Raw genomic sequence first — 22,714 nt, 5'->3', positions numbered from 1 at the left:
TGGCAGCGGGCTTGCTCGCGAATGCGTTCCGTCAGTTGATACAGACACTGACTGATACACTGCTTTCACGAGCAAGCCCGCTCCCACACAGGTCTGCGCCTGACTCAAGTTCTAATGCTTAACCCAAAACTCCCGCTTGCGTCGTTTCGCCGCGCTCACTAACGTAGCGCCTTTACTGACGCTACCCCCCGCAGGAGCTTTGCCATGGCCTCGCCAGCCCTCTTACATTTTCTTCCCCGGTTCGGCGTTGCCGCGGCAGTGGTCAGTGCCTTGGGCCTGGCCGGTTGCCAGCTCCAGAACACCCAGGACACCCTGCCGCCCGTTGCTGGCGTGCAGCCAATCAAGGGCCTGGCACAGAATGTGTCGGTGCGCCGCAATGCCCAAGGCATGCCGCTGATCGAAAGCAACACCTTCCACGACGCACTGTTCAGCCTCGGTTACGTGCACGCCAGCGACCGCATCACCCAGATGGTCACCCTGCGCCTGCTGGCCCAGGGCCGTCTGGCGGAAATGTCGGGCCCGCAAGTGCTGGATGTCGACCGCTTCATGCGGGCGGTCAACCTCAAGAAAAACGCTGGCGAGTTGTACAACGCCTCGTCGCCGCGCCTCAAACGCTTCTTTGAAGTGTATGCCCGAGGCGTCAACGCCTACCTGTTCCGTTATCGCGACAAGTTGCCGACGGACCTGGCCCAGAGCGGCTACAAGCCCGAGTACTGGAAGCCGGAAGATTCGGCGCTGCTGTTCTGCCTGCTCAATTTCAGCCAGTCGAGCAACTTGCAGGAGGAGCTTTCGGCCCTGGTGCTGGCGCAAAAGGTCGGCGTCGACAAACTCGCCTGGCTCACCCCAAGCGCACCGGACGAACCCGTCCCGCTGGCCGAAGCCGACAAGCTCAAAGGCGTCAACCTGAGCCAGATCACCGGCCTCGCCGGGCTAGAGACGGTGGGCCAGCAATTGCGCAGCCTTAATGCCCTGGGCGTCACCACCTCAAGCAACTGGGCCATTGGCCCGCAACGCAGCCGCAGCGGCAGGAGCCTGTTGGCCAACGACATCGCCGCGCAGCCACAAGCACCGTCGCCGTGGAACTACGTGCAGATTCGTGCGCCCAAATACCAGGCTGTCGGTGCTTCGATTGCCGGCCTGCCGACCCTGCTGTCGGGTTTCAACGGCAAGGTCGCGTGGAGCATGAGCGCGGTCAAGGGCGACACCCAGGACCTGTTCCTCGAGAAGGTCAAACGCCAGGGCAACGCGCTTTACTACGAGAACAACGGCAAATGGCTGCCGGCCGGCGTGCGCAACGAAACCTTCTTCATCAAGGGCCAGCGCTCGATTCGCGAAGTGGTGTACGAAACCCGCCACGGCGCCCTGCTCAACAGCAGCCAGGCGCTCACCAGCGGTCTAGGCCTGGCTTTGCAAACCGCCGACTTCAAGGACGACAAGAGCCTGGATGCGTTCTTCGACCTGTCCCGCGCACAAAACGCCGGCAAGGCCTCGGATGCTACCCGCGAGATTCGCGCCATCGCCCTGAACATGATCTTCGCCGACGCCAGCAACATCGGCTGGCAGGTTACCGGCCGCTTCCCCAACCGCCGCGAAGGCGAAGGCCTGCTGCCATCGCCGGGCTGGGACACGCGCTTTGACTGGGACGGCTACGCCGACGCGATGCTGCACCCGTACGACCAGGACCCGGCCCAAGGCTGGATCGGCACCGCCAACCAGCGCACCGCGCCGCGTGGCTACGGTATGCAACTGTCCAACGCCTGGGATGCACCGGAGCGCAGCGAACGCCTGGCGCAACTGGCCAACGCCGGCAAGCATGACAGCCGCAGCCTGATTGCCATGCAATACGACCAGACCACCCTCTTCGCCGCCAAGCTCAAGGGCATGTTCCAGGCACCCGGCATGGCCCAGCCCCTCAAGCAGGCCATCGAGGCCCTGCCGGCAGCGGAGCGTGCCAAGGCCCGCGAAGCACTGGAGCGCCTGATGGCCTTCGATGGTCGGCTGGCAACCACCTCGGCTGACGCGGCGATCTATGAACTGTTTCTGCAAGAAAGCGCCCGGCAAATCTTCCTCGACAAACTCGGCCCGGAAAACAGCGCCAGTTGGAATGCCTTCGTCAGCAACGCCAGCCTGTCCTACTCGGCCATCGCCGACCATCTGCTGGGCCGTGAAGACAGCCCGTTCTGGGATGACACGCGTACACCGCAAAAAGAAGACAAACCCGCGATCCTGGCCCGCACCCTGGCCGCCGCCATCACTACTGGCGACAGCCAACTGGGCGCCGATCACAAGGCCTGGCAGTGGGGCAAGCTGCACAGCACCACATGGAAAAACACCAGCGGCCAGGTCCTCCGCGGCCCCTTTGCCAGCGGTGGCGACCACAACACCTTGAACCCGGCGCCCTATAGCTGGGGCCAGGACTTCAACGCGACCCAGGTGTCGGCGCTGCGCATGATCATCGACTTCGGCCAGGCGGAACCGATGATGGGCCAGGGCGGCATCGGCCAATCCGGCAACCCGGCCAGCCCGAACTATGTCAGCGGCATCGACCCGTCGTTGAAGGCGCAGTACCTGAGCTTTCCGATGCAGCCGCAGAATTTTGAAAGGGTCTATGGCAAGACGCGGTTGACCCTGACGCCTGGCAAGTAACCCGGTTTTCCCAGAAGAAACCGCATAAAACTGTGGGAGCCGGCTTGCCTGCGATAGCAGCCGAGGGTAACCACGATGCGAAGCGAGCCGCTCTTGATGTGCTTTTGATCTCAGGCGCCCCGTTAAACCACGCTGGCCGGAATTCGACAGGGATTTGGGGGGTAACCGGCAGGGATGCCGGTTTAGCCGCCCCGCGCCATGGATGGCGCGTGGCGGCGGCCCCCCAAATCACTGGCGGATTACGGGCACACCGAGCCCAAGCGAGGTGCCGAGTGGTGGGGCAAGAGCCTTTTTGGTTACTTTTGGGGCTCTTTTCCAAAAGTGACCCGCTGTAAAAGCCAGCCCTTTCAAGGTCTTCTGTAAAATCCCCTGAAATTCATTCAGGGGGTACCTAAACGATGTGGGCGGAAGTTCTAGCGCGTTTCGAAAAAAAAGCACCTGCCAGTGTCATGGCCAAACTGGCGCTGCAGCAGGCTATTGCCCCCGAGTGGATTGATCAGGTTTTCGAAGAACACCGGCAACGGCAGTATTCTCGTGAGCTATTGTTCTCGACCATCATCAAGCTAATGTCCCTTGTTTCATTGGGCTTGAAGCCATCTCTGCACGCCGCCGCGCGACAACTGGAGGACCTTCCGGTCAGCCTGGCGGCTCTCTACGACAAGATCAGTCGTACCGAGCCTGCTCTGTTGCGCGCCCTGATTACGGGCTGTGCACAGCGCCTGGCTCCAACCATCCGGGAGCTGGGCTGCACGGCGATGCTGCCGGGTTGGCAGGTTCGGGTAGTGGACGGTAATCACCTGGCATCCACTGAAAAACGTCTGGGAGCTTTACGCAACGAGCGCGGCGCCGCTCGTCCCGGTTTTTCGGTTGTTGCATACGATCCCGATCTGGATCAGGTCGTCGACCTTCAGGCGTGTGAGGATGCCTACGCAAGCGAGCGCGTTTGTGTGCTGCCTTTATTGGCCAATGCCGAGCCAGGCCAAGTGTGGCTGGCTGACCGGCTTTATTGCACGCTCCCGGTTATGGAGGCTTGTGAGCAAGTCCAAACTTGCTTTGTCATTCGTCAGCAAGCCAAGCATCCACGCTTGATTCAAGAGGGTGAGTGGCAAGAGCCAGTACCTGTGGAAACTGGCACTGTGCGTGAGCAGATCATCCAGGTCAAAGGCGGTTACCAATGTCGGCGTGTCGAACTGACGCTTCATTCGCCAACGGACTCCGGCGACAGCAGCTTGATGTTCTGGAGCAACCTGCCTGAGAGCGTCAGTGCGCAACAGATCGCCGAACTGTATCGCCGCCGCTGGAGCATTGAAGGTATGTTCCAGCGACTGGAAGCGATCCTGGAAAGTGAGATCGAAACCCTTGGCAGCCCAAAGGCTGCCTTACTGGGGTTTGCAACGGCGGTATTGGCTTACAACGTCCTGGCTGTTCTCAAACGCAGTGTTGAACAAGCTCATCGGGATACCCAGCCTGAAGGATGGGAAGCCTCGATTTACCATTTAGCGGTTCAGGTCAGGAGTGGATATGAGGGAATGCAGATTGCGCTGCCCTCGGAACATTTTCCTGTCATTCCGTTGGAAAAACTGGCTCAGCACTTATTGGCGCTTGCCAGAAATATCCAACCTAAACAAGTTGCGAAAAGCCCCCGTGGCCCCAAGGTACCCAAGCCCAAAACATGGGTTAAAGGCACCGCGGTGAATGCGCATGTTTCAACGGACCGGATAATCAAGGCTGCCAAGACGAAAAGACCTTGAAAGGGCTGGCTGTAAAAGCGGAACCCTAGGTGGCCGTTACCGCAGAAATGGATATGTACACGGATAACAGCTTCGGCTGTCAGGCCGTCATCGCAGGCAAGCCAGTTCCCACAGTTGGATCGTCAGGTGTCAGGTAGATAGGTGTCGGCTTCTAGGCCAACATCGAAGGCAAGCCCACCTTTGCAACCTGCATTCAGATAGAACTTCTGCACCCAGCCCCGCCTCATAACTAACAAGCCCACCGCCCCGGCACCCCCATGGACCTTGTCATCGCCCGCCCCGAAGGCCTCTACTGCCCTGCCGGTGATTTTTACATCGACCCCTGGCGCCCAGTAGAACGTGCAGTCATCACCCACGCCCACGGCGACCACGCCCGCACCGGCAATCAACACTACCTGGCCGCCGCCCCCGGCGAAGGTATCCTGCGCTGGCGCCTGGGCCAGGACATCAACCTGCAAACCCTGGCCTACGGCGAACGGTTGGTGCATCACGGCGTGACCTTGAGTTTTCATCCAGCCGGGCATGTTCTGGGCTCGGCCCAGGTGCGCCTGGAATACCAGGGCGAGGTCTGGGTGGCGTCCGGCGACTATAAGGTCGAGCCCGATGGCACCTGCGCACCCTTCGAACCGGTGCGCTGCCACACCTTTATCACCGAATCCACATTCGGGCTGCCGATTTACCGCTGGCAGCCTCAGGCGCAGATTTTTGCCGGGATCAATGACTGGTGGAAGGCCAATATCGCCAGCGGCAAAGCCAGCGTGTTGTTCTGTTATTCCTTCGGCAAGGCCCAACGCATTCTCCATGGGCTGGACGCCAGCATCGGCCCGATCCTCAGCCACGGCGCGGTCGAGCCGTTGAACCGGGTGTACCGCGAAGCGGGCATCTACATCCCCGAGACCCTGTATGCCGGCGACTTCAAAAAGACCGACCCACTGCTGCGCCAAGCCTTGATCATCGCCCCGCCCTCCGCCGGAGGCAGTACCTGGATGCGCCGCTTTGGCGACTACAGCGACGCCTTCGCCAGCGGCTGGATGCGCTTGCGTGGTACCAGACGGCGACGCGGTGTGGACCGTGGCTTCGTGCTCTCGGACCACGCCGATTGGCCCGGCTTGTTGTGGGCCATCGAACAAACCGGCGCACAACGGGTAATGGTCACCCATGGTTCGGTCGGTGTGTTGGTGCGTCACCTGCGGGAAAAGGGCTTGGATGCCCAAGGCTTCAGCACCGAATACGGCGATGACGAAGAAGAGGCTACTGCATGAAAGCCTTCGCCGAGCTGTACGCCAACCTCGACGCCACCACTTCCAGCAATGCCAAGCTTGCGGCTCTGCAAGCCTACTTCCTGCAGGCGCCGCCAGCCGATGCGGCCTGGGCGGTGTACTTTCTCAGCGGCGGGAGGCCACGGCAACTGGTGCCGACGCGCCTGCTACGGGACATGGCCACCGAAGCGGCCGGCATCGAACCCTGGCTGTTCGAAGAGAGCTACCAGTCCGTAGGTGACCTGGCCGAGACGATCTCACTGCTCCTGCCAGAATCCACCTACACATCCGAAGACGGCCTGGCCGTGTGGCTGGAAGAAAAACTGCTGCCCCTGCGCGGTCTGCCACCCTTGGACCTGAAAGACCGGCTGCCGGCGCTGTGGGCGCAACTGGACCAACCGAGCCTGATGGTGTGCATCAAGTTGATCACCGGCAGCTTTCGGGTGGGCGTATCCAAACTGCTGGTGACCCGCGCCCTCGCTGCCATGGCCGACCTCGACAGCAAGCGCGTGGCGCAGCGGTTGGTGGGCTACACCGATTTGTCGAACCGTCCCACAGCCGAAGGCTACCTCAAGCTGATTGCCGCCGAATCATCCGACGAGCACGCGCAACGTGGCGGGCAACCCTATCCGTTTTTTCTGGCTCACGGGCTGGCGCAACCGGTGGAGCAATTCGACACCCTGCTCGGTTCACCCGCCGATTGGCAGGTGGAATGGAAGTTTGATGGCATTCGCGCACAACTGGTCAAGCGCGAGGGCCGCCTGTGGGTCTGGTCTCGCGGGGAAGAGTTGCTGACTGAACGTTTCCCTGAACTCCACAGCCTGGTCAGTGGCCTGCCCGATGGTACGGTGATTGATGGCGAAATCGTGGTGTGGAAAGACTCGGTGCAACCCTTCGCGCTGCTGCAACAGCGCATTGGCCGTAAAACCTTGAGTAAAAAAGTTCTTGAGGATGCGCCAGTGGCGGTGCTCGCGTACGACCTGCTGGAGTATCAGGGCGACGACTGGCGCAACCACACCCAAGCCGAACGCCGTACCCAATTGGAACAGGTCATCGCTGCGTGCAACCAACCGGTGTTATTGCCCTCGCCCTTGCTGGAAGGCAAGACCTGGGCAGCCTTGGCCGAGCAGCGCGACGCCTCTCGCAGCCTGGGCGTGGAAGGCATGATGCTCAAGGATCGCAACGGCCTCTACGGCGTGGGCCGCACCAAGGACATGGGCCTGTGGTGGAAGTGGAAGGTCGACCCCTTCAGCGTCGACGCCGTGTTGATCTACGCCCAGCGCGGCCATGGCCGGCGCGCCAGCCTCTACAGCGACTACACCTTCGCGGTATGGGACGGCCCGCCAGGCAGCGAGCGCACTCTGGTGCCGTTCGCCAAGGCGTATTCCGGGCTGACCGACGAGGAAATGCGCAAGGTCGACGCCATTGTGCGCAAAACCACAGTGGAGAAGTTCGGCCCGGTCAGCAGCGTGACGCCGAGCATGGTGTTTGAGCTGGGTTTTGAAGGGATTGCTCTGTCCAAGCGGCACAAGAGCGGAATTGCGGTGCGGTTTCCGCGGATGCTGCGCTGGCGCCAGGACAAGGCGGTGGAGGAAGCGGACAACCTGGCCACGCTACAAGACCTGTTGGCCTGATCCACCTCCCACCTTCTTGATAAATGAAAGATCCAGAATGGTGCACTGGAAATTCCATGCCCATTTTTGGGCACCGCCTACACTTGGAACTGCCTTACCCCACCGTTTAAAAAGCCCATCCGGAACTATGGTGCAGAAATTGCTACTTGTGGTGGGTCTGACACCGTTCAGTAACAGTCCTAATCGCGCCACAAGCGCTTATCTTGGTTTCCAGGGATTACCTAATGAAAAAAGCATTGCTGACCCTTTCTGCACTGGCTCTGTGCATGGCTGCTGGTGTTGCTACAGCCAAGGAATACAAGGAATTGCGTTTTGGTGTCGACCCTTCCTACGCACCGTTCGAATCCAAGGCCGCCGACGGCAGCCTGGTGGGCTTCGATATCGACCTGGGCAATGCGATCTGCGCAGAGCTGAAGGTCAAGTGCAAGTGGGTCGAAAGTGACTTCGACGGCATGATCCCGGGCCTGAAAGCCAATAAATTCGATGGCGTGATTTCGTCGATGACCGTGACTCCAGTGCGCGAGAAGGCCATCGACTTCTCCTCCGAGCTGTTCTCCGGCCCGACTTCGCTGGTGTTCAAGAAAGGCGCTGGCTATTCGACGCCAGAATCTCTCAAGGGCAAATCCGTGGGTTATGAGCAAGGCACCATCCAGGAAGCCTACGCCAAGGCCGTACTGGATAAAGCCGGGGTGACCACCAAGGCATACGCCAACCAGGACCAGGTGTACGCCGACCTGACCTCCGGGCGCCTCGACGCTTCCGTGCAGGACATGCTGCAAGCCGAACTGGGCTTTCTCAAGTCGCCCGCCGGTGCTGGCTATGAAGTGAGCGCCGCTATCGACGACCCGCTGCTGCCGTCGAAAACCGCCATCGGTATCAAAAAAGGTAACACTGAACTCAAGGCGCTTTTGGATAAAGGTATCAAAGCGTTACACGATGATGGCACCTACGCCACTATCCAGAAGAAACACTTTGGCGATCTGAACCTGTACAGCGGCAAATAATGCCTGGGGCGCCCTGCTTCGGGTGGGGCGCTTTTTTATCGCCATAGGTCCTGATTTATGTTCGAAGATCTGTTGCAAACCCTCGGGCTGAGCGCATTCAGCCTGAAGGGTTTCGGCCCGCTGTTGCTGCAAGGCACCTGGATGACCATCAAGTTGTCGGTGCTGTCCCTGGCCGTCAGCGTAGTGCTGGGCCTGCTCGGCGCCAGCGCCAAATTGTCCAGCCTGGCCATTGTGCGTATCCCCGCCCAGCTCTACACCACCCTGATTCGCGGGGTACCGGACCTGGTGCTGATGCTGTTGATTTTCTACAGCCTGCAAACCTGGCTCAGTGGCTTTACCGACTTTATGGAATGGGAATACATCGAGATCGACCCGTTCAGCGCCGGGGTGATCACCCTGGGCTTTATCTACGGTGCGTATTTCACCGAAACCTTTCGCGGTGCGATCCTCGCCGTGCCCCGTGGCCAACTCGAAGCCGCCACCGCTTACGGGCTCAAGCGCGGGCAGCGGTTTCGCTATGTGACCTTCCCGCAGATGATGCGCTTTGCGCTGCCGGGCATCGGCAATAACTGGATGGTGATGCTCAAGGCCACCGCACTGGTGTCGATCATCGGCCTGGCAGACTTGGTAAAAGCCGCCCAGGACGCTGGCAAGAGCACCTATCAATTGTTTTATTTCCTGGTGCTGGCGGCGCTGATCTACCTGTTGATCACCAGCGCGTCCAACTTTGTCTTGCGCCGACTTGAACGTCGCTACTCCGCAGGCGCCCGGGAGGCCGTGCGATGATCGAGCTATTGCAGGAATACTGGCGCCCCTTTCTTTATAGCGACGGCCAGCACATCACCGGTCTGGCCATGACCTTGTGGCTGCTCAGCGCCTCACTGGTCATCGGCTTTCTGGTGTCGATCCCGCTGTCCATCGCCCGCGTTTCGCGCAAGCGCCTGGTGCGTTGGCCCGTGCAGTTCTACACCTACCTGTTTCGTGGTACGCCGCTCTATATCCAATTGCTGATCTGCTACACCGGCATCTACAGCCTTGCCGCCGTACGAGCACAACCGGTGCTGGATGCGTTCTTTCGCGATGCGATGAACTGCACCCTCCTCGCCTTCGCCCTCAACACCTGCGCCTACACCACCGAGATTTTCGCCGGGGCGATCCGCAGCATGGCCCACGGCGAAGTCGAGGCGGCCAAGGCTTATGGCCTAAGCGGCTGGAAGCTGTACGCCTACGTGATCATGCCTTCTGCGTTGCGACGCTCGTTGCCCTACTACAGCAACGAGGTGATCCTGATGCTGCACTCGACCACCGTGGCCTTTACCGCGACGATCCCGGATATCCTCAAAGTGGCCCGGGATGCCAACTCCGCCACCTTCATGACCTTCCAGTCATTTGGCATTGCCGCACTGATCTATCTGACGGTGACCTTTGCCCTGGTCGGCCTGTTTCGCCTGGCGGAACGCCGTTGGCTGGCCTTTCTCGGGCCGAGCCACTAAGGAGTTTGCATGCACCATCAGCTACATGACTTGATCGCGCCGGTGCCCGGCACGGCGCGGCAGATCCACAGTTTTCACTTCGGCCCGCAGCAGCCCGAAGGCAAGGTGTACATCCAGTCCTCCCTGCATGCCGATGAATTGCCGGGCATGCTGGTGGCCTGGCATCTGAAGGCGCGCCTGGCAGAACTTGAAACGGCCGGGCGCTTGCGTAGCGAAATCGTGCTGGTGCCCGTCGCCAACCCGGTGGGACTGGAACAGGTGTTAATGGATATCCCCTTGGGCCGCTACGAACTGGAAAGCGGGCAGAACTTCAATCGCCTGTTCGTCGATCTCAGCGAAGACGTCGGCAACCAGGTCGAAGACCTGCTGGGCGATGATCCCCAGCGCAATGCCCAATTGATCCGCAGCGCACTGTCCCACGCCCTGGCCGCGCACACCGCCCAGACCCAGTTGCACTCCCAACGCCTGGTGCTGCAACGCCTGGCCTGTGATGCCGACGTGGTGCTGGACCTGCATTGCGACTTCGAAGCCGTGGCCCACCTGTACACCACGCCCGAAGCCTGGCCACAGGTAGAGCCGTTGGCGCGCTACCTGGGTTCGCAGGCCAACCTGTTGGCCACCGATTCCGGCGGGCAGTCTTTTGATGAGTGTTTCACCCTGGTGTGGTGGCAGTTGCAGCAACGCTTCGGCGAACGCTACCCGATCCCCATGGGCAGCTTGTCGGTGACCGTCGAGCTGCGTGGCCAGGGCGATGTCAACCACGGCCTCGCCGCGCTGGACTGCCAGGCCATCATTGATTATTTGATCCACTTCGGCGCCATTCGCGGCAATGCAGCCCCCTTGCCTGCCCTGGCCTACCCGGCTACGCCGTTGGCGGCGGTGGAGCCGGTGACCACGGCGGTGGGTGGCTTGCTGGTATTCAACGCCCTGCCAGGCCAATACCTGGAGGCCGGGCAATGGGTCGCCGACATCATCGACCCCATTACAGACCGCGTAACACCTGTGCACTGCCAGCACGCCGGGCTGCTTTACGCCCGTTCGCTACGCCGCATGGCCACGGCCGGCATGGTGATCTGCCATGTCGCCGGCACACAGGCCTACCGCAGCGGTTATCTACTTTCGCCTTGAGGATGCATGCCCCATGTACAAACTGACCGTTGAAGGCCTGCACAAAAGCTATGGCGACAATCAAGTGCTCAAAGGTGTGTCGCTCAAGGCCAAGACCGGTGATGTGATCAGCCTGATCGGCGCCAGTGGCTCAGGCAAGAGTACCTTCCTGCGCTGTATCAACTTTTTGGAAACCCCCAACGATGGCGCCATGACCCTGGACGGCCAAGCGATCCGCATGGTTAGCGATCGCCAGGGCATGAGGGTGGCTGACGACGCCGAGCTGCAACGCTTGCGCACACGGCTGGCGATGGTGTTCCAGCACTTCAACTTGTGGAGCCACATGAGCGTGCTGGAAAACATCACCATGGCCCCCCGCCGCGTGCTGGGTTGCAGCAAGAAGGACGCCGAAGACCGTGCCCGCCGCTACCTGGACAAAGTCGGGCTGCCGGCGCGGGTGGCTGATCAATACCCGGCATTCCTCTCCGGCGGCCAGCAGCAGCGTGTCGCCATCGCCCGCGCCCTGGCCATGGAGCCGGAGGTGATGCTGTTCGATGAACCCACGTCGGCGCTGGACCCGGAGTTGGTGGGCGAAGTGTTGAAGGTGATCCAGGGCCTGGCCGAAGAAGGCCGCACCATGATCATGGTGACCCACGAGATGAGCTTTGCGCGCAAGGTTTCAAGCCAGGTGCTGTTCCTGCACCAGGGTCTGGTGGAGGAGCAGGGCTTGCCGGAGGATGTGCTGGGCAATCCGAAAAGCGAACGCCTGCAGCAGTTTCTGAGTGGCAATTTGAAGTAGGCGCGAGCTTGCTCGCCAAAATCATCAACGATAACGCGGGCCTCCAGATTAAACGCAGCGCCTGGGGTTTGTTCGCGGGCAAGCCCGCTCCTACAGTTGGAACGTCGGCACTGCTTGAAGGGTCTTTGAACTAACCCCTCCAGAGCGTCCGCTGCCGCATGGCAAAAACCCACGACTTCGCCAAGCAATGGTTTGCCACCCAAGGCTGGAAGCCATTCGCCTTTCAGAAAGAGGTATGGGCCGCGGTCAAGGCCGGCCGGTCGGGGTTACTGCATGCCAGCACGGGGGCGGGTAAAACCTATGCCTTGTGGTTTGCCGCACTCAACCGTTTCGCCATTACCCGCCCGCCCGCTACAAGCAAGCGCAAACCGCCTGCCCAGCCGCTGACCGTCCTGTGGATCACGCCGATGCGCGCCCTGGCCGCCGACTCCGCACGCGCCCTGCAAGCACCGCTGGAGGCCCTGCACATTCCCTGGAGCGTGGGCCTGCGCACCGGCGATACCAGCAGCAGCGAACGCGCACGCCAGACCCGCCGCCAGCCCACCGCCCTGGTCACCACCCCGGAAAGCCTGACCCTGATGCTGGCCCGTGCCGACAGTGAAACCAGCCTGGCGCACCTGCGCATGGTCATCGTGGATGAATGGCACGAACTGATCGGCAATAAGCGTGGCGTGCAGTTGCAACTGGCACTGGCACGCTTGCGGCGCTGGCATCCTGAGTTGATGGTGTGGGGTATTTCCGCGACGCTGGGTAATCAGGCCCACGCCTTGGAAGTACTGGTCCCACAGGGCGGCGGCATCAATGTACAGGGGCAAACGGCCAAGGCACTGAAGGTCGACACCTTGCTGCCGCCCGTCACCGAGCGCTTTCCCTGGGCCGGGCATATCGGCTTGAAGATGTTGCCGCAAGTGGTCGCCGAGGTAGAGGCCAGCAGCAGTTGCCTGGTGTTTACCAACACCCGCGCGCAATCCGAGATCTGGTACCAGGCGATTCTGGGCGCTCGTCCGGACTGGGCCGGCTTGATTGCCCTGCACCACGGTTCGTTATCGCGAGAGACCCGGGACTGGGTGGAGCGAGCGTTGAAGGATGGACAGCTCAAGGCAGTGGTGTGCACTTCCAGCCTCGACCTGGGCGTTGACTTCCTGCCGGTGGAACGGGTGCTGCAAATCGGCTCCGCCAAGGGCGTAGCGCGGCTGATGCAACGCGCCGGGCGCTCCGGCCACGCACCAGGGCGGCCCTCACGGGTAACGCTGGTGCCCACCCACAGCCTGGAGCTGGTGGAAGCCGCAGCCGCCCAGGATGCGATCGCCCAACGGCGCATCGAAGCGCGGGAATCACCGTACAAGCCGCTGGATGTGCTGGTCCAACACTTGGTCAGCATGGCCTTGGGTGGCGGGTTTACTCCGGCGGCACTGTTGGACGAAGTGCGCGGCGCCTGGGCCTATCGCGACCTCACCGAAGCGGACTGGGCCTGGGCCCTGGGGTTTGTGCGCCATGGTGGCCTGTCACTCACCGCTTATCCGGATTACCGCCGGGTGGAGCCCGATGAGCACGGCATCTGGCGCGTTCCGGATGCCCGCCTGGCACGCCGCCACCGCATGAGCGTGGGCACCATCGTCAGTGACGCCAGCATCCAGCTCAAGTTCTGGAGCAAAGGCGGCGGCGGCAAGAACCTGGGCAGTGTCGAGGAAGGCTTTATTGCAAGGCTCAAGCCGGGGGATGGGTTTTTGTTCGCGGGGCGGTTGCTGGAATTGGTGCGCGTGGAAAACATGACCGCTTACGTACGCCGCAGCAACGCGAAAAAAGCCGCCGTGCCACGCTGGAATGGCGGGCGCATGCCCCTTTCCAACGAACTGGCCCAGGCGGTGGTCGAGCGTTTTGATGCCGCCGCGCATGGGCACTTCGACGGCCCAGAGATGAAGGCGGTGCAACCGTTGCTGCATACCCAATTGCGCTGGTCCGGGCTGCCGACCCGCGAGCATTTGCTGGCTGAAACCCTGCGGTCGCGAGAGGGCTGGCACCTGTTTCTGTACCCATTCGCTGGCCGCCAGGTACACCTGGGCCTAGCCAGTTTGCTGGCATGGCGGGTCAGCCAGCAGCAGCCGCTGACCTTTTCGATTGCGGTGAATGATTATGGCCTGGAGCTGTTGAGCGCCACCGAGGTGCAGTGGCCCCAGTTGTTGAATACAAGGTTGCTGAGCCCCCAAGGCCTGCTGGCGGATGTGGTCGCCAGCCTCAATGCCGGCGAACTGGCCCTGCGCCGCTTTCGCGAGATTGCGCGAATCGCCGGGCTGGTATTTGCCGGGTATCCCGGCGCGCCAAAAAGCACGCGACAAGTGCAGGCTTCCAGTGGTTTGTTCTTTGAAGTGTTCAAGCAATATGACCCACAAAATCTGCTGCTGGCCCAGGCAGGAGAAGAAGTTCTGCGGGACGAGCTGGATATTCGCCGGCTGGAACAGACGCTGAATCATCTGTCGACGCTGAAGCTGGACCTGCACAGGATCCAGCGGCCCACGCCCCTGGCCTTTCCGCTGCTGGTAGAACGGATGCGCGAAAGCATGAGCTCGGAAAAACTCTCGGAGCGCATCGCGCGGATGGTCAAGGACCTGGAAAAAGTCGCCGACAAAGGGCAAGGCTGATGCATTACCCACTGACACTGGAAGGTGAAGAGCTATGGCTATTGCCGCAGAAAGCTGTGTACTGGCCCGCGCGTAAATGTTTGCTGATCGCCGACGCGCATTTTGGCAAGGCGTCGGCCTATCGCAGCCTGGGGCAGCCGGTGCCACAGGGCACGACTACGGCCAACCTGGAAGGCCTGGACAGGCTGTTATCGGCCCTACCCTGCGAACAGTTGATCTTTCTCGGCGATTTCCTGCACGGCCCCGGCTCTCACGCCAGCGCCACCCTGAACGCAATCCGGGCCTGGCGTGAGCGCAATCGCACACTGGCCTTGATCTTGATTCGCGGCAATCACGACAAACGTGCCGGCGACCCACCACTGGACTTGGGCATCGACGTGGTCGCGGAGCCTCTGCTGATGGGCCCTTTCGCCTTGCGACATGAGCCCGACGCCCATGCCAGCCATCATGTACTGGCGGGGCATGTGCATCCTGTGTACCACCTGCGCGGTAAAGGGCGCCAACGGCTACGCCTGCCGTGCTTCCAAGTCGGCGGGCGGGTAAGCCTGCTGCCAGCCTTTGGCGCGTTTACAGGGGGCTATGCCGTGGAGCAGGCCCCAGACCGCCGAATCTATGTGATCGGCGATCACCAGGTCTGGCCGATTCAATGATCGATAAGGCCTGCTCAGGGATCAGGCAACGGGCGCGGGTGGCGGCTCGTCCGGTAAGGTCGGCTCACCCGGTTCGGTAGGCTGTGGGTAATCAGGTTCGGGTTGACCAGGGATGCCCCCCGCGTGCGCGGGGTTGGCCATCAAGGACCAGGCCAGAACACCAATCTGGTTGGGTTCAAGCCGGGCGAGTTCTGCGCTGATTCGCGGGTCGATCTTCATAAGGTACTCCTCAAGTATGGCCCGGCGCGTTTCACACGCGCCGAAGCAGTACACCTAGATAGAGTCACTTTCTGCAGACAAATTCCCTTTACCCGAAGGCGCTTTCGATCAAGCGCGTGGGAGAGTGACGCCGCGTTGGCCCTGATACTTGCCCGCACGGTCCTTGTAAGACACTTCACAAGCCTCATCGGACTGCAGGAACAGCATCTGTGCCACGCCTTCGTTGGCGTAGATTTTCGCCGGCAAGGTGGTGGTGTTGGAGAATTCCAGGGTCACGTGGCCTTCCCACTCCGGCTCGAGCGGTGTGACGTTGACGATAATGCCGCAGCGGGCATAGGTGCTTTTACCCAGGCAGATGGTCAACACGTCGCGCGGAATACGGAAGAATTCCACGGTGCGCGCCAGGGCGAAAGAGTTGGGCGGGATGATGCACACGTCGCTCTTGACGTCGACGAAGCTCTTTTCGTCGAAGTTCTTTGGATCGACGATCGCCGAATTGATGTTGGTGAACACCTTGAATTCATCGGCGCAACGCACGTCGTAGCCATAGCTGGAAACACCGTACGAAATCACGCGCTCCTCGCCTTCGCCACGAATCTGACGTTCGACGAACGGCTCGATCATGCCGTGTTCCTGCGCCATGCGGCGAATCCACTTGTCCGATTTGATGCTCATGGCGGTGTCCTGAATAGCGAGGCGAAAAAAATCTGTGGGCCATCTTACCGGGGCCGGCGTTGGGGTTCAAAGGCCGTACGGGTTTTCTTGATCAATGCACGGCCGGTTATAAGCCATAGCGAGCGTGGCCGGGACCCGGACGGCAGGCGCCAATGACTGTAAATACCACCGCCAGTCACGAAAATAGAGAAACCTTCGGAAATACCATTGGCACGTTCCGGAAAAAGGGTTAAGGTGGCGCCACTGTGCTGCTTGTGTCACTGAGAATCTCTACACGATATGTTGAATTTCGATCCAACCATCTCCAAGAATTTTTCCTGCTCTTTGCACTCAGTCTCGGCCAGGGCTTTTCCTGAGTCGCAGTTAACTTTGTCCAAGGAGATACACCATGTCTAATCGCCAAACTGGTACCGTTAAGTGGTTCAACGATGAAAAAGGCTTCGGCTTCATCACTCCACAATCCGGTGACGACCTGTTCGTTCACTTCAAAGCTATCCAATCCGACGGCTTCAAAAGCCTGAAAGAAGGCCAACAGGTTTCTTTCATCGCTACCCGCGGTCAGAAAGGCATGCAAGCTGAAGAAGTTCAAGTTATCTAACTTGTACTGACTTAGTCGAAAAAACCCCGCCCTTAAAAGCGGGGTTTTTTTATGCCTGATCGTTCCCGCGCTCTGCGTGGGAACGCCTCTTGTGACGCTCGGCGTCGCGCTTTGGGACGCCGAGCGTCCAGAGCTGCATTCCCACGCAGAGCATGGGAACGATCAGGGCACAGCAAAACGCCCGGTGCATTCACATGCATCGGGCGTTTTGTGATCGCTGCCCTACCAATCGTTATTGGAACAACGACTCACTCGACAAGCCATTCTTCTCCAGGATCTCGCGCAAGCGCTTGAGGCCCTCTACCTGGATCTGCCGCACCCGCTCACGGGTCAGACCAATCTCCAGACCTACATCCTCCAGGGTGCTGCTCTCATGACCGCGCAGACCGAAGCGGCGAATCACCACTTCACGCTGCTTGTCCGTGAGCTCTGAGAGCCACTGGTCAATACTTTGGGAAAGATCATCGTCCTGCAACAGCTCGCAAGGGTCCGTCGGACGATCATCGGTCAGGGTGTCCAGCAGGGTCTTATCCGAGTCCGGCCCCAGCGAGACATCGACCGAAGAGACACGCTCGTTAAGGCCGAGCATGCGCTTGACCTCCCCTACCGGTTTTTCCAGCAGGTTGGCGATCTCTTCAGGCGAAGGTTCATGATCGAGTTTTTGCGTCAGCTCACGCGCCGCCCGCAGGTAGACGTTGAGCTCCTTGACCACATGGATCGGCAACCGGATCGTGCGGGTCTGATTCATGATCGCCCGTTCGATGGTCTGGCGAATCCACCAGGTGGCATAGGTGGAGAAACGGAAGCCCCGCTCAGGGTCGAATTTTTCCACAGCCCGGATCAAGCCCAGGTTGCCCTCCTCGATCAGGTCCAACAGGGACAGCCCACGATTGACGTAGCGTCGGGCGATTTTCACCACCAGGCGCAGGTTGCTTTCAATCATGCGCTTACGCCCAGCCGGATCGCCCTTTTGCGACAGACGCGCAAAATGGACTTCTTCTTCGGGGGTCAACAGAGGGGAAAAGCCGATTTCATTGAGGTACAACTGGGTCGCGTCGAGCGCCCGCGTATAGTCAACGTACTTGTGCTGCTTCAACGCGGCAGCATTCTTGGATTTGGTGCGAACTGAAGGTGGTGATACCCCTTCATTATCTGACATCGTTTCCAAATCGATACCGGCCTCCATAAGGAGAACCTCATCGTCGATGTCAAACTCCGGCACTTCTTTACTGAGAGCCATTGTTATAGTCCTTTGGTGAGTTCGACCTCAAGCTCAAGCGACGCCTCTATCCTTGGCAACGCTGGAGCCTGTTCCTTCTACGTGAGGGAACAGGCTGTGCAACACATCAACGACGGGGCAGGAATTGCAGCGGATCTACAGGCTTCCCTTGGCGGCGAATCTCAAAGTGCAGTTTCACCCGGTCTGTGCCCGTTGACCCCATTTCGGCAATCGTCTGTCCGACCTTGACCTGCTGCCCCTCCCGAACCAACAACCTGCGGTTATGACCGTAGGCACTGACGTAGGTATCGCTGTGTTTGATGATGACCAGCTCGCCGTAGCCCCGCAAACCACTCCCGGCGTACACCACTGTCCCATCAGACGCAGCTAAAACAGGCTGTCCCAAATCCCCGGCGATATCAATGCCTTTATTCAAACTACCGTTTGAAGAGAATTTTCCAATCAACACTCCGTTTGAAGGCCATCCCCAACCGGTCGGCGCAGGCCCGGCGGGTGGCAACGGCGCGGGTGCCGACTTGCTCGCAACCGTAGGCGCGGCGCTGCCTGCAGGCCGGGTAATGATGGTGGTCTTGCTCGAGGACGATGGCGAAGATCCCGACTTTGTCACAACTGCCGTAGGTGCAGAACCTGAGCGACCATCGAAACGAATGGTCTGCCCCGGATGGATCGTATACGGCACAGGAATGTTGTTACGGGCGGCCAGCGCCTTGTAGTCCCAGCCATAACGAAAGGCAATCGAGAACAGGGTGTCGCCTTTGCGCACCACGTATTGGCCAGTGGTGACCGTAGGTCTCTGGGGGGTTGCGTTGGTACGGTCAACGACCCGCGCACCGCCGGATGGCGTGCTCGAGCAGGCTGCCAATAAGGAACTCAAGACAAGGCCAAGCACCAGTCGCTGAAAGCTTGTTTTACTCATTCGCTGCGCAGGACCTGTGAGACTCACCCGCCGCTCCCTTTGTGGTGGCTGAACGTTAACGCCTGGATCAGGCTTGAAATATGACGCAAGTATAACTGGGCATTGGCTTTTTACTGGCACCTGACTGAAAGGAAAAATTCATCATGTTTAATCGTGGCTGCCAGGCGTGTTGATTCAATAGACCCCGCCGTAAGACACATCCCCGCTTACAGAATTCACTGCGCGCGCATAAATGATCAGGCCAGCGGGCCGTTGAGCAAGGGGACGAAACGCACGGCACCGAGTACATGCCGGGAAAAACCTTCGTCCTCACGGATAATAAGCATCAACTGTTGCACTTCGCCGGAGCCCACCGGGATGACCAGCCGCCCGCCAGGTGCCAATTGATCCAGCAAGGCTTGCGGCACATCGGTGGCCACGGCGGTGACGATGATACCGTTGTAGGGCGCCAGCGCCGGCCAGCCCTCCCAGCCATCGCCCCAGCGGAATACCACGTTGCGCAGGTTCAGCTCCACCAGACGCTCTTTGGCCCGGTCCTGTAGCACCTTGATGCGCTCGACGGAAAACACTCGCTCTACCAATTGCGACAGCACGGCCGTCTGATAGCCAGAACCGGTACCAATCTCCAGCACCTTGTCCAACGGCCCCGCCGCCAGCAATAGCTCGCTCATACGCGCAACCATATAGGGCTGAGAGATGGTCTGGTTGTGGCCGATGGGCAACGCTGTGTCTTCATAGGCGCGATGTGCCAGTGCCTCATCAACAAACAGATGCCGCGGCGTGCGTCGGATTACTTCCAGCACCTGTGCGTTGGACAAGCCTTCTTCATACAGACGCTGGATCAACCGCTCCCGGGTGCGCTGGGAGGTCATCCCGATGCCGCGGCGCAACAAGTCGTCTTGTTCACGAGCCATCAACGCAGTCCCTCCAGCCAGCCATCAAGGCCACTGAAGGCATCACTGAAGGTGCGATCAAACAGCAACGGGGTAACGGAGACATAGCCTTGCATCACCGCATGAAAGTCCGTGCCCTCGCCGCCATCTTCGGCGTCACCGGCCGCGGCGATCCAGTATCCTTCCTTGCCGCGTGGGTCGACCACCTTCAAGGGCGCCGCAGCACGGGCGCGATGGCCCAGGCGCGTGAGTTGGATACCGCGAATATGGTCGAGGGGCAAGTTGGGGATATTGACGTTGAGCACCGTACGCGGCGGCAGGTCCAGGGAGCCATGGGCCTCCACCAGCTTGCGCGCGTAATACGCCGCCGTCGCCAGATTATCCAATTGCCGCGAGGCAAAGGAAAAGGCAAAGCCGGTGCGGCCCAGGAAGCGCCCTTCAAGGGCGGCCGCCACGGTACCGGAATACAGCACGTCATCACCCAGGTTGGCGCCCAGGTTGATCCCCGAGACCACCAGGTCTGGCTGGTGCTCCAGCAGACTGTTGATCGCCAGGTGCACGCAGTCGGTGGGGGTGCCGTTAACGCTGATAAAGCCATTGGCCAGGACCCGCGGGTGCAGCGGACGGTCGAGCGTCAGCGAACTGCTGGCGCCGCTCTTGTCCTGGTCGGGGGCAACCACCACGCACTCGGCGTAATCCTGCAGCGCAGCATGGAGCGCGGCAAGACCGGGTGCGGTGGCACCGTCATCGTTTGATATCAGAATACGCATGGGCTGTCCGTCTGCCCCACCGGCACCAGATCAACAAGCTCGCGCACCAAGACAGTGGCGAAGCATCCGGCCGGCAGGACGAATTCCAATTGCAGAATGTCAGGCCCGGGATAATGCCACGTCAACCCGCCAATGGGCAGTCGCAGAATGCGACGTTCCTGGCTCATTCCCGCCTTCACCAGCCAATCACGTAGGTCAGCTTCGCCAGCGGCGACAGATTGTTCCAGCTCGTATGTAAGACCTTTCGCCGGTGAATCGCCCTCGCCCCACTGCGGGCCGGTGGGATGCAGGTCCAGAATCGCCAGGCGCGGGTCACTGCACTCAGCTTCCCCGGCCGGAAAAAAACTGCGACTGTCGGTAAACGCCAGCAGATCGCCAACTTGGGCTCGCTGCCATGAACCGTCGGCGACGCGAGCCGCCAACACTTGGTTGAACAGGTAACTGCGAGCGGTGGACAGCAAGCGCGAGCGCACGTTGCGCTGCTCGGGCAGGGCCTTGCGGGCAGCCCACTCGCGAGCATCCGCCACATTGCCGCCGTTGTGGCCAAAACGCTGGGTGCCGAAATAATTGGGGATGCCGTGCCGGGCAATCAACTGCAGACGTGCGTCGATGGCAGCGGTGTCGCCGACCAGTTGGGTCAGGCGCAAGGTGAAGCCGTTGGCCGAATGAGCCCCACGCTGCAACTTGCGTTTGTGACGGGCGGTTTTCAGGATCTTGAGGGTGTCGTTTTCTGCGCCGCTCATGTCCGGGTCGGCCTTGCCGGGCAATTGCACGCTGAACCACTGGCGGGTCAGGGCCTGACGGTCCTTGAGCCCGGCATAGCTGACGGTGCGCAATGGCACCCCAGCAGCCTTGGCGATACGCCGTGCCGCTTCCTCAGTGTTCAAGCCGCGCTTTTCCACCCACAGCCACAGGTGCTCGCCGTCGCCGGTCAGCGGGATGTCCAGCACCTCATCAACCTGGAAGTCTTCGGCTGTGGCCTTGAGTACCGCGCTGCCCAGGGCCTCGCCATAGGCCCTCGGGCCCAGCAGTTGCAGGTCGTTCATGCGCGCAGCAACAAGGCGACGGAGTGCACCGCGATGCCCTCTTCACGACCGGTAAACCCGAGCTTTTCGGTGGTGGTGGCTTTCACGTTGACTTGATCCAATTCAATTTGCAGGTCTGCGGCGATCGCTGTGCGCATCGCTTCGATATGGGGGGCCATTTTCGGCGCCTGGGCGACGATGGTGTTATCGACGTTGCCAACCTTCCAGCCCTTGGCATGGATCAGGCCGACCACATGGCGCAGCAACACACGGCTGTCCGCGCCCTTGAAGGTGGGATCGGTGTCCGGGAAGTGCTTGCCGATATCGCCCAATGCAGCCGCGCCGAGCAAGGCATCGCTCAAGGCGTGCAAGACCACGTCGCCGTCAGAATGAGCCAGCAACCCATGGTGGTGTGCAATACGCACGCCGCCCAGGGTGATGAAATCGCCTTCAGCGAAACGGTGCACATCGTAGCCGTGGCCAATACGCATAAAAAAACGCCCCGATTTAATTCAGGGCGTGATTCTACCTACTTTTGCCTCAGATTAACCGAGCAAAGCACCACCATGATGTCGCAAATGGTCTTCGATGAAGCTGGCGATGAAGAAGTAGCTGTGGTCGTAGCCAGGCTGCAGGCGCAGTTCCAGCGGATGGTTGGCTGCCTTGGCTGCTTGCAGCAGGGCTTCGGGCTTGAGCTGAACGGCGAGGAAATCGTCGCGATCGCCCTGGTCCACTAACAGCGGCAACTTTTCCGAGGCTTCGCTGATCAGCACGCAGGCATCCCATTCACGCCACTTCGAGCGCTCTTCCCCCAAATAACGGGAAAAGGCCTTCTGGCCCCACGGACAGTCCATCGGATTGTTGATCGGCGAAAATGCCGACACCGACAGGTAACGTCCAGGGTTGCGCAGCGCACAGACCAGCGCACCGTGACCGCCCATGGAGTGGCCGCTGATGCCGCGTTTATCCGACGCAGGGAAATGCACCTCCACCAGTGCCGGCAATTCCTGCACCACGTAGTCATGCATCCGATAGTGCTTGGCCCAGGGTTCCTGGGTGGCATTGAGGTAGAAGCCGGCGCCGAGGCCGAAGTCCCAGGCATTGTCCGGGTCGCCCGGCACGCCGGGGCCACGGGGGCTGGTGTCCGGCGCGACGATAATCAAGCCCAACTCGGCGGCCATGCGCTGGGCGCCGGCCTTCTGCATGAAGTTTTCGTCAGTACAGGTCAAACCGGACAGCCAATACAACACCGGCAGCTTGCCGCCCTGCTCCGCTTGCGGTGGCAGGTAGACGGCAAAGGTCATGTCGCAACCGAGCACATCTGAATGATGCTTGTAGCGTTTATGCCAGCCGCCGAAGCTCTTCTGGCATGACAGGTTTTCCAGACTCATGGCCG

Annotated in this window: 21 protein-coding genes; 12 read left to right on the top strand and 9 right to left on the bottom strand. The window is 60.5% G+C overall.

Features of this window, described 5'->3' with window-relative positions; all coding sequences use genetic code 11:
* Positions 1-204 precede the first annotated feature (204 nt).
* The 11 genes from RHM69_RS28680 (at position 205) to pdeM (ending at position 14,982) form a co-directional block, all read left to right on the top strand.
* The gene (locus tag RHM69_RS28680; protein ID WP_200599207.1) at positions 205-2,646 is read left to right on the top strand and encodes a penicillin acylase family protein; all 2,442 of its coding nucleotides are present in this window, start codon (positions 205-207) and stop codon (positions 2,644-2,646) included.
* Positions 2,647-3,095: 449 nt separating this feature from the next.
* A complete protein-coding gene (locus tag RHM69_RS28675) occupies positions 3,096-4,397 on the top strand; it encodes an IS4 family transposase (RefSeq protein WP_074059269.1) in 1,302 nt (433 codons plus the stop codon).
* A gap of 257 nt (positions 4,398-4,654) precedes the next feature.
* Positions 4,655-5,659: a ligase-associated DNA damage response exonuclease gene (locus RHM69_RS28670; RefSeq protein WP_014717257.1), complete on the top strand. Its 1,005-nt coding sequence runs from the start codon at positions 4,655-4,657 to the stop codon at positions 5,657-5,659.
* The gene (locus tag RHM69_RS28665) at positions 5,656-7,290 is read left to right on the top strand and encodes an ATP-dependent DNA ligase (RefSeq protein WP_103452055.1); all 1,635 of its coding nucleotides are present in this window, start codon (positions 5,656-5,658) and stop codon (positions 7,288-7,290) included. The genes RHM69_RS28670 and RHM69_RS28665 overlap by 4 nt, the downstream gene beginning before the upstream one ends.
* Before the next feature lie 224 nt (positions 7,291-7,514).
* Positions 7,515-8,294, top strand: coding sequence for a transporter substrate-binding domain-containing protein (locus RHM69_RS28660; protein WP_014717255.1), 780 nt, complete (start codon positions 7,515-7,517; stop codon positions 8,292-8,294).
* Between the two features lie 57 nt (positions 8,295-8,351).
* Entirely contained in the window at positions 8,352-9,080 is a 729-nt protein-coding gene (locus tag RHM69_RS28655) for an ABC transporter permease (RefSeq protein WP_014717254.1), read from the top strand.
* Positions 9,077-9,787: an ABC transporter permease gene (locus RHM69_RS28650; RefSeq protein ID WP_003189226.1), complete on the top strand. Its 711-nt coding sequence runs from the start codon at positions 9,077-9,079 to the stop codon at positions 9,785-9,787. Before RHM69_RS28655 ends, RHM69_RS28650 begins: the two co-directional genes overlap by 4 nt.
* Positions 9,788-9,796: 9 nt before the next feature.
* On the top strand, positions 9,797-10,915 hold the full coding sequence (locus RHM69_RS28645) for a succinylglutamate desuccinylase/aspartoacylase family protein (protein ID WP_019817852.1): 1,119 nt from the start codon (positions 9,797-9,799) through the stop codon (positions 10,913-10,915).
* Between the two features lie 13 nt (positions 10,916-10,928).
* Entirely contained in the window at positions 10,929-11,693 is a 765-nt protein-coding gene (locus tag RHM69_RS28640; protein WP_014717251.1) for an ABC transporter ATP-binding protein, read from the top strand.
* 158 nt (positions 11,694-11,851) lie between these two features.
* Positions 11,852-14,332 carry a ligase-associated DNA damage response DEXH box helicase gene (locus RHM69_RS28635; protein WP_200600423.1) on the top strand — a complete coding sequence of 827 codons (2,481 nt, stop codon included), beginning with the start codon at positions 11,852-11,854 and terminating at the stop codon, positions 14,330-14,332.
* A complete protein-coding gene (gene pdeM / locus RHM69_RS28630) occupies positions 14,332-14,982 on the top strand; it encodes a ligase-associated DNA damage response endonuclease PdeM (protein ID WP_200600425.1) in 651 nt (216 codons plus the stop codon). The genes RHM69_RS28635 and pdeM overlap by 1 nt, the downstream gene beginning before the upstream one ends.
* Positions 14,983-15,003: 21 nt before the next feature.
* On the opposite strand, the gene RHM69_RS28625 is transcribed toward pdeM, so the two are convergent.
* Both RHM69_RS28625 and dcd read right to left on the bottom strand, forming a co-directional pair.
* Positions 15,004-15,201, bottom strand: a complete 198-nt coding sequence (locus tag RHM69_RS28625; RefSeq protein WP_005785769.1) for a hypothetical protein — start codon at positions 15,199-15,201, stop codon at positions 15,004-15,006.
* A gap of 108 nt (positions 15,202-15,309) precedes the next feature.
* Positions 15,310-15,876, bottom strand: coding sequence for a dCTP deaminase (dcd, locus tag RHM69_RS28620; RefSeq protein WP_058410378.1), 567 nt, complete (start codon positions 15,874-15,876; stop codon positions 15,310-15,312).
* A gap of 388 nt (positions 15,877-16,264) precedes the next feature.
* Between dcd and RHM69_RS28615 the strand changes: the two genes are divergently transcribed.
* Positions 16,265-16,474 carry a cold-shock protein gene (locus tag RHM69_RS28615; RefSeq protein WP_002554837.1) on the top strand — a complete coding sequence of 70 codons (210 nt, stop codon included), beginning with the start codon at positions 16,265-16,267 and terminating at the stop codon, positions 16,472-16,474.
* 232 nt (positions 16,475-16,706) lie between these two features.
* Here the strand turns inward: RHM69_RS28615 and rpoS are convergent, their stop codons facing one another.
* From rpoS to fghA, 7 genes are all read right to left on the bottom strand, one after another.
* Entirely contained in the window at positions 16,707-17,714 is a 1,008-nt protein-coding gene (rpoS, locus tag RHM69_RS28610; RefSeq protein ID WP_003189214.1) for an RNA polymerase sigma factor RpoS, read from the bottom strand.
* A 106-nt stretch (positions 17,715-17,820) separates the two neighbouring features.
* The gene (locus tag RHM69_RS28605; RefSeq protein ID WP_200600427.1) at positions 17,821-18,657 is read right to left on the bottom strand and encodes a peptidoglycan DD-metalloendopeptidase family protein; all 837 of its coding nucleotides are present in this window, start codon (positions 18,655-18,657) and stop codon (positions 17,821-17,823) included.
* A 209-nt stretch (positions 18,658-18,866) separates the two neighbouring features.
* A complete protein-coding gene (locus RHM69_RS28600; RefSeq protein WP_169850588.1) occupies positions 18,867-19,502 on the bottom strand; it encodes a protein-L-isoaspartate(D-aspartate) O-methyltransferase in 636 nt (211 codons plus the stop codon).
* 41 nt (positions 19,503-19,543) lie between these two features.
* Complete coding sequence (gene surE, locus RHM69_RS28595; RefSeq protein ID WP_014717247.1) at positions 19,544-20,293, bottom strand: 5'/3'-nucleotidase SurE; 750 nt, start codon at positions 20,291-20,293, stop codon at positions 19,544-19,546.
* Positions 20,281-21,339 (bottom strand): tRNA pseudouridine(13) synthase TruD, encoded by a 1,059-nt coding sequence (truD, locus tag RHM69_RS28590; protein WP_014717246.1) that lies wholly within the window; start codon positions 21,337-21,339, stop codon positions 20,281-20,283. Before truD ends, surE begins: the two co-directional genes overlap by 13 nt.
* On the bottom strand, positions 21,336-21,809 hold the full coding sequence (ispF, locus tag RHM69_RS28585; RefSeq protein ID WP_003189207.1) for a 2-C-methyl-D-erythritol 2,4-cyclodiphosphate synthase: 474 nt from the start codon (positions 21,807-21,809) through the stop codon (positions 21,336-21,338). Before ispF ends, truD begins: the two co-directional genes overlap by 4 nt.
* 54 nt (positions 21,810-21,863) lie before the next feature.
* Positions 21,864-22,709, bottom strand: a complete 846-nt coding sequence (fghA, locus tag RHM69_RS28580) for an S-formylglutathione hydrolase (RefSeq protein ID WP_038449308.1) — start codon at positions 22,707-22,709, stop codon at positions 21,864-21,866.
* Positions 22,710-22,714 lie beyond the last annotated feature (5 nt).

It is taken from the genome of Pseudomonas sp. CCI1.1 (assembly GCF_034348165.1).
Classification (GTDB): Bacteria; Pseudomonadota; Gammaproteobacteria; order Pseudomonadales; family Pseudomonadaceae; genus Aquipseudomonas; species Aquipseudomonas paracarnis.
This window is presented reverse-complemented; position numbering and strand designations above follow the sequence as displayed.